We start from the raw sequence: 11164 nt of genomic DNA, 5'->3' as shown, positions 1-11164 counted from the left end.
TTCTACCATTAGAGTTAAAGAAATACTGAGTCAGATAACCAGAAATTTCTTCCTTACTCTGCTCTTGAGTCAAGAAATTTTCATACTCATTTAGATTTTTATCATAGATAAACTCATCATCTAAATTTCCTTTTCTATAGCCTGGCAGTAGGTATTCGGCCCCAAAATTTAGAGTATGATAAAAGCTTTCATACGCTTTTGCAAGGTCAGTGTGAAGGGCAAATTTGTGGTAATTATTTACAAAATTTGTATGCTTATCTTCTCTTTTATCATCAAATGAATTTATCTTATTCTCGTAATTTATTCTTGATGCGTATAGATACTCGTAAAATGAAAACGTTAAGCTATCGTCAAGTAGCGGTACATGCACTGAAGCTGGAAGCGTAAATTCATACTGAGTCGCTCTAACGCCTATCTTTCTATCATATCTATGTGACTGAAGATCAAGTGAATATAAGATATTTGGCAAGACAATATCATCTGTAAATTTATGATACTGAAGCGATGGAAGCTCTTGAAGAGTGTCTTTGTTCTCATTTTTTGAGCCAATTTTTTCAGTGTCTATGTAGTATTTTGCATAAGCACCAAAATAATGATCGTCATTTGCAATGAAGTAGTTAAATTTAGAAGTTACAAGCGAATCATAATCATCATCCCTGCCTTTTAAATTTAAATAATCTATATCATTTAGCTTTGTTGCATCTATCCAAATTCCCTCTTGCAAATCTGCTTCACTAAGGTATCTTATAAGCTTATCTCTTTCGTATTTTAGTCCAATGCCTTTATGTGTTTTATTTTTTAGTTCGGCCTTATTTGAAGTCTCTCCTTTTTGCTTGGCTTGGTAGCTGTTTTTATCAGTAAATGAGCCAAAGCTGATTTCGCCCCTTGAATCAGGCGACTCAGTAAATCTAAACGCACCATAAATTCCAGCACCTCTGTTTGTTCTTATCTGCGGATCAAGCTCGAAGTCCCACTCATTATAAGGTGCAAAATAAATCGGCTGTTTGTAATAAAAACCTTCAGATTTTCCGTATCCAAGCTCAGGCGGCAAAAGACCTGTTCTTCTTGTGGTATCTGTTGAAAAACCAAAATATGGCAAATAAAAAACTGGCACATTAGCTATACGAAAGACTGGGTTAAAAAGATGTAAAAATTTGCTTTGTTTATTTAGCATAGCTGAGCTTGAGGTGATACTCCAGTCAGGATCTTGGACATTACAGCTTGAAACCATCGCTTTTTTTACTCTATAGTACTCACTGTCAGAGCTGCTCTCATCGCTTCTCATCCACACTTCCATGTCTTTATTCATCATAAAAAGCGATTCAAAAGCAGTGTCATTATTTTTTAAATTTAACTTTGCATAGTTTGAGCGAGAGACTTCGCTCTTGCCCTTCATCATATTGACATTTCCAAAGAGCTCTATAACCGAATTATTTTGATCATACACAGCACAATCAGCTGTCACAAGGTAATCTTGTGAATATACAACAACATTTTTATTGGCCGTGACGATGCCTTTATCTTGCCTTACATCATCAGCCAAAAGCTGCACATCTTGCACAGCTGCACTTAGATTTAAAATACATACCGGAACTAAAAATAAAATTTTACGCATTTATCACCACTGTTTTTGCTATTTTGTCTTGCCAAGTCTGCCTAGCTGGATTTGCAAATGCCCATGCAAAACCAAGATAAAAACAAGCTTCACTAACTAACCTAAAAATCGCTCTTACCAAGCTTGAAATAAAATTTGGTCTATCTAAAATTTCTACATTAATGCACATCGTCTTTGTTAGCATTTGTCCAAGACTCGCGCCATAATACCAAACAAAAAATGTATGATAAATAATCTTTAGTGCGACTATTTGCCAAAAGAAATTTAAGGTCAAATTTCTGGCTTCATCATAGCTCATAACCGACAAAAAGGCATCCCAGTAAATGATCAAAAACAAAAAAGAAACAATACATTCATCAATTGAGTAGGCTAGCACTCTTTTTGAAAATGGCGCTAGAGAAATTTCTTCTTTTTCAAGTTTTTCAACTATCTGTATACTCATTTTAATGCCTGCCAGGCAATATCTTTTCTATAATGTGCTCCGTCAAATTTTACATTTTCGCAAAGCTCATAAGCTCTATCACGTGCCTCTTTTATACTCTTCGCAGTAGCCACGCAGACTAATACTCTGCCACCATCTGCATAAATTTCTCCATCTTGCTCACTAACACCAGCATAAGCGATGTGAGCATCTTTTACATCATTTAAAACTGAAATTTTAGCTTTTGGACTGCTTTTATACGGATAGTCCTTACTAGCCATTACGACGCCAACTGCAAATTCATCTTTTAAGCTAATAGGCTTTAGCTCGCCCTTTGCAGCATTTAGTAAAATTTCACTTAGATTTCCGTCAATTAATGGCATCAAGACCTCGCACTCAGGATCGCCAAATCTCACGTTAAACTCAAGCACATAAGGCTCATTTTTCACGATCATTAGCCCTACAAAAAGCACTCCACAAAATGGACTGCCCTCGTTTTTCATCCCTTTTAGAGTTGGCTTTACAACCTCTTCTTCGACCCTTTTTATCAGCTCTTTTGAGGCAAGCGGACTTGGAGCATAAGCACCCATACCACCAGTATTTGGACCCTCGTCGTTATCAAGCAGGCGTTTGTGATCTTGTGCCACTGGTAAGCTTACGAAATTTTCGCCATCACAAATGGCAAAAAAGCTAAGCTCAAAGCCGTCTAAAAACTCTTCAACCACCACAAATTTACCAGCCTCGCCAAAGCTAGCTCCGCTTAGCATGTCACTAACTGCCTCTTTGGCCTCCTCTTTAGAATTTGCGATTATAACGCCCTTGCCAGCGCAAAGGCCATCGGCCTTTACGACCATCGGCGCGCTTAGGGTATCAATAAATTTAAATGCTTTTTCTTTATCATCTGTGTTTAAATATCTTGCGGTTTTTATGTTATTTCTAGCCAAAAAGTCCTTCATGTAGGCCTTGCTAGCTTCGAGTCTAGCAGCTGCTTTGCTTGGTCCAAAGATGAGCAAGCACTCTTTTTTAAAGATATCCACTACGCCTTCACTAAGCGGCGCTTCAGGTCCTACGATAGTTAGCTCGATACTATTTTTTTTAGCAAAATTTGCAAGTTCATAAAAGTCTTTTATGTTTAAATTCTCACCAAGGCGTGAGGTCGCACCATTTCCTGGCGCAAAGTATAAATTTATATTTTTTTCGTTTTTTAGTTTTAGAGCAATGGCGTATTCGCGGCCGCCACTTCCTATTATGAGAATATTCATTTCATCTCCGTAAATTTAAAAAACCCGAGTGGGCGTCGCATAGAAGAGTGGCCCATAAACAAAGCCAATCTTGCAAATAGATGGATACCAAACGGTTGCAACTTCTCGCCTTTTCAGACTCAAACGAAGCCACATCACAAGGCACCCATACCTTTTCGCTAACAAAAAAGTGTTGGACCCCGTAAAATGCTGACTCGCTTCACTCAGGCAATAAAATTATATAAATTCTTTGCTTAAAGTAATGTTTTGGCAAGCGCGATACAGGCGTTTATATCTTGACTTTGGCTCACTATTGGCTCGGTAAATTTTAGTTCTTTTGCAGTGACCTTTCCAATGCTTATTGCTTGATAGCTCTCATTCCAGCCAAAATTAGTAAGAAAATTTCTCACATTTATCGGAGATGCGAAGATCAAAATGCTATTTTTTGGTGGTTTTAGCTCTATTTTGCAAGGATTTAAAATATTTTCATAGGCAACGATCGCCTTTATATTTACGCCACCCTTTTGTAAAATTTCTAAGAAATTTGAAGCACTATCTTTACCTTTTAGATAAATAACCTTTTTACCTTTTAAAAGTGGCAAAATTTCTCTTGCGAAGTCATCTCCGTGAGCATTCTTTCCGGTATAAATTTCGCTAAATCCAAACTCTCTTGCGGCCGACGCACAACTATTTGCAATGGCAAAGACTGGCAAATTTATAGGCGAAATGCCATTAAATTTTAATGCATTAAAAGCATTTTTAGAAGTGGCTACCAGTACGTCATAGTCACTTAAATTTAGTTCAAATTTTAAAAACTCGATCTTACTAACGCTTAAATTTACAACGCTCTCATCAGCAGTTTTTGTGTTTGAAATAAGATAAATTTTACGCAACTCTTTTTAACCTTAAAAAAGACATCAAAGCAAGTAATGTGCAAGCTAAAATAACAATAGAAGTCGAATAAAATATATCGCCAAGCCCAACTAGCGGAGAGACTACGCCGCCTAAGAAAAATGGGCAAAATCCAAGTATCGCTGAGGCTGAGCCTGCGTATTCTCTGCCTTCATTCATAGCTAGCGATGAAGCAGTTGGCAAGACAAATCCTGTAAAAAGAAGTAATAAGAAAAATGCGATGATGACGCCGATCACTTCAAATTTGAAACAAAGCATGAAAGCAATAAGAATGCTAGCAAACAAGGTGCCAAAAAGCCCAGTTTTGAGTGCTTTTCTCTCATTTAAAAGACTAGCAAGCCTTGCTCCTATAATAAGCCCCAAACCATTTGAAGCAAAGCAAAAGCTATAACTTACTGGGCTTAGAGAATAAAATTCTTGAAAAATAAACGAAGATGACGCTATATAAGCAAACATCGCACCCATCGCAAATGTCTGAATGCTTACAAAAAGCATAAATTTTTTCTTTCTTAAAATTTTGCCAAAAACACTATAAGTCACTAGCAAAGGCATTTTTAAGCGATTTGACTGACTTAAGCTCTCTTTGAAATAAAAATTTGCAATAAAAAGTAAGATACCAATGATGGTTAGCGCCATAAAGATGCCGCGCCAGTCGGTAAATTTAAGCAGCAAACTACCGCCTATTGGCGATAGTATCGGAGCAAGACCATTTACGACCATCATAAGGCTAAAAAATTTAGTCATCTCGTGACCCTTATAAAGATCACTAACAATAGCCCTTGAAATAACCAAACTGCCGGCACTTGCTAGTCCTTGGATGATGCGCATAAAGATAAAAAACTGGATATTTTGCGAGAAAAATATAAAAATAGTGCTTATCGTATAGACGATGAGCGAAATGGTAAGTGGCAGTTTTCGGCCAAATTTATCACTTATTGGGCCAACTATGAGCTGACCTATGGCTAAGCCTGCCATCGATGTCGTGATCGTTAATTGTGTAGCTGTGACGCTTGTTTTAAACCACTCAGTAATAGCCGGAAGTGCTGGCAAATAAAGGTCTGTAACAAATGGCCCAAAGGCGGAGAGAGCACCTAAAAATAGCAACAAAAATAGTTTGGAATTTTCTTTTTTCATAGTTTTTCTTTAAATTTTAAAAGAGATTATATTATGACTTTGCTTTTTGGGTTATTAAGGGTAATTTTAACGTGATTTATAAAATATAAAAGCCCTAAAAATAGGGCTTGGTATTACATTTTGTCTTTAGTGACGATTAAGAGCATTTTAAATTTATCTTTTATCTTTAATCCGTGTGGTATTTTACCTGGAAGCACGATGGTATCGCCTTTTTTGATATCAAAATGCTCATCGCCAATAGTTAGCTTCATCTCGCCATCAAGTGCGATAAGTAGTGCATCGCCTGGAGCTGCGTGAGTTGAGAGCTCTTGGTCTGTGTCAAAACTAAGCAGTGACATCGAGCCGTTATCGTTTTTAACAAGTGTCTTGCTAACTATCTTGCCGCTCTCGTAGCCAACAGCATCTGCGAGGCTAAAAACACTCGCTTTGTCTAAATGATCTATCATAACATTCTCCTTAAAATCTATTAATAAATATTTTGTTTTCTTTGTAAATTTGAGTTTTCGCCAGGTTTTTGCCTCTATAAGGCAGGCTCCGTCACGCCCAAGCTTCATCTGCTTTTTACCATACTCTAGCTGCGCTTCGCCGTCTATCACCCAGGCAAGGCTATCTATAAAAAGCATCTCGTGGTCTAGCTCCTCACCCTCGTCAAATGCGTATATATCGACGCTTGCATTTTTGTTTTGAAAGAGCCTTTTACTAACGACGCTTTTTCCAACTATTTTTGTATCTTTGTCTAAATTATAAATTTGACTCATTTTATACCTTTTTTTACAAAATTATAAAAGGTTAAGAGCTAAATTTCATTGACCAATGTTAATAAAAAGAGAAAATATATCCTAATTAAAACTAATGCATATGGAGAAGTTCCCTTTACAGAAAATTCCATAAAGGGATTTGGCGCCTATTCCCACCCAATAATTACCATATCATATTTGTTTCTTTGATTCTATAACGGTATCTTTTTAGTTTCTATTTTTTGTTGTTTTTATACCTGTTCTTCGTAGTTTTTGAATTATTTAGTATCATATCAGTATCAAGAGTAATACTACAGTAACAAGCAAATTTTCCGACATAGCACCAACTATTTTTCGATAACACTTCTAAATTCTTTTGCTACTAAATAGTGAAATTTTGTTGTCTCCTTCCCTTATTCCTTGTCTTTTCTTAGCTTTCATTCTGTCGGTGAAATTCTAAATAAGTTAGCACTCAATTCTTTATTTTTGTAAAAAACCTTTAATTTTATGTAGCTTCGTCATGTATCCATGAAAGGCACTCTTATCCTCATTGTTCGTACTTCCAATAACCTGTTGCCTGCTTCTCGATAGCTGTTGCCTGCAGTCATAACGACACAGACTTGTCAGTTCACGAAGAACTGAATTTAAAAATTCAGTTTCTCTATTCATTTTGCAATTAATTCATTTCCAGTTTTTCTATATAATCTTTTGCTTTGTCAACTATATCAGAAATTCTTGGATAACCATCTTCTTCGATTACTATGCTCTCAAGAATATAATCAATAAGAACACCTTCACCCATTTTTCGCTTTACTTCCCCATAACCCCATTCAGAGAAATCAAATGTCCTTTGCAATATATAAGGTATAAATACTTGCATATAATCAAATATATCAAATTTATCGTTTACACCACTTGAACGAAAGAGTAAATCAAAATATTGAAAAGCAATATCATCCCTAATATAGGGCATAATTCTTAAGTTCTGCATACAATTAAATGTTGCTATCGCTCCCATGCAATGCTGAATTACCAAGATAAAAAATAGAGCAGATTCACTCATCGATTCCATGAGCGGAATATACTTTTTTTGAGTATTAAGAGCTTTTTTACATTTTTCTTCTATTGACAATTTACTATCTTCAATGGAATCAAAAACCAATCGTTCTTTTATCCAGCTGTATAAATGGTCATCTAACTCCTTGTATGAAGAATTATCATTCTTCATTTCCTCAATAGAACAATACCGCTTAGAAAAAAATGACAATAACATTTGTTCCGCAGCATTGACAAGTACCTTATGATATTCGTCGTTATCTGTAGTAGTTATTGTTTCTAATGGAATTACAAAAAAGTCTTCAGAATACTCACGTAAAAGCACAAGCATATCAGAAAAACAATCCTTTAAATATCTATTTACTGTTTCAAAATTTATTTCACCATCTGTTCCATGATAAAAAGACGTCATCTTCATTAATGGATCATTTACTAACTTACATCCTTTTACAATAATATACTCTTTGTGACCAGAATTTTTTATATCCAATCTTACAGCCCCCGATAAATATGTTACATTATCCTCTTTATCAATATTTGAAAGAAAATAGCGTATATAACGTTGCTGACGATACCAAAATAAGCGAAATTCTCCTATCAGTCTCTTAATATCTTCTTTTTCAAAACAATCTATTTTGTCTTCATATTTTTCAAGAACAGAAAGATATTCCTTCATTATTCTCTTTAAGGGTTTTATTTCGATCAACCTAATTTCTCTCTCCTGAACTTACTCAACATAATAAAAATCCGGAAGTTCAATATACCCTGAAATAAGTTCAAATAATCTCCTCATAATCATACCACAATCATCTTGTACGCTTTTTAATTTCTGTTCGGCATAATAATCAGGAACAGTATGGTAATTATGGGCTGGATTGTCACATATAAGCATTGAAGTTTCTCTTATTGCTCCCCAAAAACCGTGAGTGAAATTTGTTCCATATTCGTAGTAAATTTCATACAACATTTGTTCATCACACAAAGCGAATTTTTTGTTTATCTGAGTTTTGTCAAAATATCCAAAACTGGCATTAACAAATGCTTCGTCCATATCCTCATTAACAAGAAGTTCCATGATTCTTTGATGAAACTGCGCATCATCAGAAACAGAATATTTTCCTTCCCTCATCTTGGCCATAACAAGCTTGTACTTCCCAAGTCCATAAGCCTTAAACCTATTATACACATCAGGAATTTCTTTTTCTTGCAACATAATATATTTCAAATTTATATAACTTTCCACCATAGTTCTAAAAAGTATCCTTCCGCTTATGTTGTTCTCAAGCTTTTTTTCTGATATTTCTCTATAAATTTTATAAATATAGCAAGTAAGCCCCATTATAACCGCATACTTTTCATCCATCTTTTTGTCATCATTAGTCGCAGCAATATAATCAATAACTTTTGTTATCTTATCAAAGAATTTCATTTTTTCACTTCCGTCCCACGGTATTATTAATGGATTACATTCAGATATTTCTCCCAATCTTCCCCATATCAGTTTTGAAAATTCTTTACTACTATCAATACTACATAATCCTTGAAATGTTGACCTTATTAAAGGTCTATACTTCCTCATTATCTCATCAGAATGATCATATTTGTAGTAAGCAGTCAACGCCTGTGGCAATAGGTCTAATTCACTTGAAATATGTAATCTCCCACTCTTTACATAGAACCAATCCAAGGCGAAACATATATCTGTTGTAAGCTCATCATGAAATTTACTACATTCTTTAATTATTGTAAAAAGTTCAGAAATGCTCTCATCAATATTTATCGAATAATCAAAAAAGAAATTATAAAAGACATCATCTATATCTGGTGTCACAACAATTGTAAATGAAGCCAATACATCACGATCCACATATTTTAAGACGATAGACCAAAAACGCTCCCTTTTTTCTCGCTCTAAGTCAAGTATTTTCGAAAACTGAGGAACACATATCGACCATGAGTTTAATTCATCAATAATATGATAAACTCTCTCTAAGCCTCTTTTTCTCCCGTATTTATGAATAATTAGCCCAATCCATAAAAATTCTGGAAGCCAATTCTGAGACCAGCTCGATAAACTTAACGCAGATCCAAGCCCTTCTGGATCGGTATAAGGAGTATATAGTGTATCACCTTTTTTTATATGTTTTGATAGTTCGATTCTATCCATCAAAATGACTCCTCTCAATATAATAATAAATATATCTATTTCTCTTCTTCAAACATTAAAGAAAACCTTATCTTCTATTTTAATTATCTGTGCAAGTTCAGACATCATGCATTTCTAATAAATTCTATTGATATATTTATTTATTGAATAATACAATAGGAAAACTTTATCTACAAAAGCACATCCTTTCATTAAATGACCTTTGTCTTTCTCATAAAAGATACTCTTATCCAAGTTTATCATTCTGTATAAATAACACTAATGTGCTTGTGCAAAATATTACTATCACTCACTCCGACTCTTCATATAAGACCTACTGCCTTTTGCAAAATAAGTATTCATAAAGTTTTTGTTTACCCCTGTCCCATAACTTCGCATTTTTATATGTGTTTTTTAGGGAAAATGCTTCGAGTCTGTCATATTCCATGTTTTATTTTGTTTATACTAGAGTCTCGAATATTTTTTGAACCAGATCTACTCGAAGATATCGTACCAATGTCTATTGAGTTAAAATCTAATCTTTCCATCAGTTCCATGTATTTGTCTTTATACTTCCTAATTAGATCTTCATCTATATACAAGCCCTCGTCATTCATGTTATTATCAACAGCCGATTCTTGTCATTCCAACTTCCAACTCTTTATCTAAATTATACAAATACCTAAAAATCTCTAATGATGCCATAAAGCCAACGGTTTTAAAAATTAATAGTCTCTTCACTAAATTATTTTTTAAGAGTTTCTATCCAAGCATATTTGCTTCTATTACTCCAACTCGATATGTCCATTAATATCGTTTTGTATAAATGACATAAAATCAATGTTTTTGTCATTGGATTTAGCCTTATTATCTAGTTTATTTCTGTTTATCTGATTTTTTGCAAACATATTGCAAGTATGAAACAGATTAAAAAACAAATACGTTATATTCTGGTGAAAAGCTATTCAACTCTTTTATCATTAGTTGAAATAAAGTTTCTCATCATTTCTATCGAATACTTTAACTCTGAAAGATTAAATCTTCTGTTATTTTCATTTTCTGGATGATGTATTTGATGCCTTATATATTCTGTTAAAGTCAGTTTTTGGGTAGCTATCGACCCATCTTTTTTCAACTTTTTATAATCAATCTCCTGTTTACCAGATTTATAGTTGTTAAGCCAACCCTGCAACTCAATAAATCCATATAATTCATTGTGATACTCTTCTGTTATCTCTCCAAAAGCCATGTAATTTACTTCGTTTAGCGATGGATAATGTAATTGTCCAGGAGCAACATTTTGGACTTCTTTTTTTTGTTCTCCATCTTTAAGCAATCTTAAATTTGAAAAATCCAGTCTTTTTACAATATTAGGACTATGTGTCGTTAACAATATCTGAGTTTTTGGCAATTTCGCTAATTTTTTCAAAGAATCAATTAACTTATACTGATTATTTGTATATTGAGAGGTTTCTGGCTCCTCTATTGCATATATAATATTTGCATTTTCGCTATTCTCTGCTCTTCTTTCAGCCTCTGCTCTAAAAAAGTTCAACAATATCAAACGTCTTACTCCACTTCCTCTTTTATTTATAGGAATATTCTCATCTCCAGATATTGAAACATTTTTGAAAACATCTTGCCACTTTAGATTCTTTGCTGCAGGAATAACCGGATTTAAAGTATTTGCAATTTCCGAATCCATTTCTCTTATTTTTTCCAAGGTTCTATTAGATACTTCTTCTATTTTTTTTCTAACTACTTCTGCTATTTCAGCAAGACTATTTTGTAAACTTTCTTCACTAATAATTTGTTTTACTGCTTCTTTTAATGGATCCTGTATTTCATTATCTGAGTCACTATTTTTTCGATCTGATTGAAAAAGTGAATATACTGGTAAAT

General features: G+C 34.1%; 9 protein-coding genes. All 9 read right to left on the bottom strand.

The window, feature by feature from the left end:
* Window positions 1–1615: LPS-assembly protein LptD (locus F3G69_RS03230; protein ID WP_223155867.1), on the bottom strand; the 1615-nt coding region annotated here is incomplete at its 3' end.
* The gene (locus F3G69_RS03225; protein ID WP_149714397.1) at window positions 1608–2057 is read right to left on the bottom strand and encodes an RDD family protein; all 450 of its coding nucleotides are present in this window, start codon (window positions 2055–2057) and stop codon (window positions 1608–1610) included. The genes F3G69_RS03225 and F3G69_RS03230, both read right to left, overlap by 8 nt.
* Window positions 2054–3298 carry a phosphoribosylamine--glycine ligase gene (gene purD / locus F3G69_RS03220; RefSeq protein WP_149714396.1) on the bottom strand — a complete coding sequence of 415 codons (1245 nt, stop codon included), beginning with the start codon at window positions 3296–3298 and terminating at the stop codon, window positions 2054–2056. Before purD ends, F3G69_RS03225 begins: the two co-directional genes overlap by 4 nt.
* A 233-nt stretch (window positions 3299–3531) precedes the next feature.
* Complete coding sequence (locus F3G69_RS03215; RefSeq protein WP_149714395.1) at window positions 3532–4170, bottom strand: uroporphyrinogen-III synthase; 639 nt, start codon at window positions 4168–4170, stop codon at window positions 3532–3534.
* Complete coding sequence (locus tag F3G69_RS03210; RefSeq protein ID WP_149714394.1) at window positions 4163–5323, bottom strand: multidrug effflux MFS transporter; 1161 nt, start codon at window positions 5321–5323, stop codon at window positions 4163–4165. The genes F3G69_RS03215 and F3G69_RS03210 overlap by 8 nt, the downstream gene beginning before the upstream one ends.
* A 113-nt stretch (window positions 5324–5436) precedes the next feature.
* The gene (locus tag F3G69_RS03205; protein ID WP_149714393.1) at window positions 5437–6081 is read right to left on the bottom strand and encodes a cupin domain-containing protein; all 645 of its coding nucleotides are present in this window, start codon (window positions 6079–6081) and stop codon (window positions 5437–5439) included.
* Between the two features lie 655 nt (window positions 6082–6736).
* Window positions 6737–7792: a hypothetical protein gene (locus F3G69_RS03200; RefSeq protein WP_149714392.1), complete on the bottom strand. Its 1056-nt coding sequence runs from the start codon at window positions 7790–7792 to the stop codon at window positions 6737–6739.
* A 51-nt stretch (window positions 7793–7843) separates the two neighbouring features.
* Entirely contained in the window at window positions 7844–9283 is a 1440-nt protein-coding gene (locus tag F3G69_RS03195) for a DUF5677 domain-containing protein (RefSeq protein WP_149714391.1), read from the bottom strand.
* Window positions 9284–10223: 940 nt separating this feature from the next.
* Window positions 10224–11164: ATP-binding protein (locus tag F3G69_RS03190; protein WP_149714390.1), on the bottom strand; the 941-nt coding region annotated here is incomplete at its 5' end.

Source organism: Campylobacter concisus (assembly GCF_902460625.1).
Taxonomy (GTDB): domain Bacteria; phylum Campylobacterota; class Campylobacteria; order Campylobacterales; family Campylobacteraceae; genus Campylobacter_A; species Campylobacter_A concisus_AD.
Note: the sequence above shows the minus strand (reverse complement) of the source record. Positions and strands in the feature narration are given on the sequence as shown.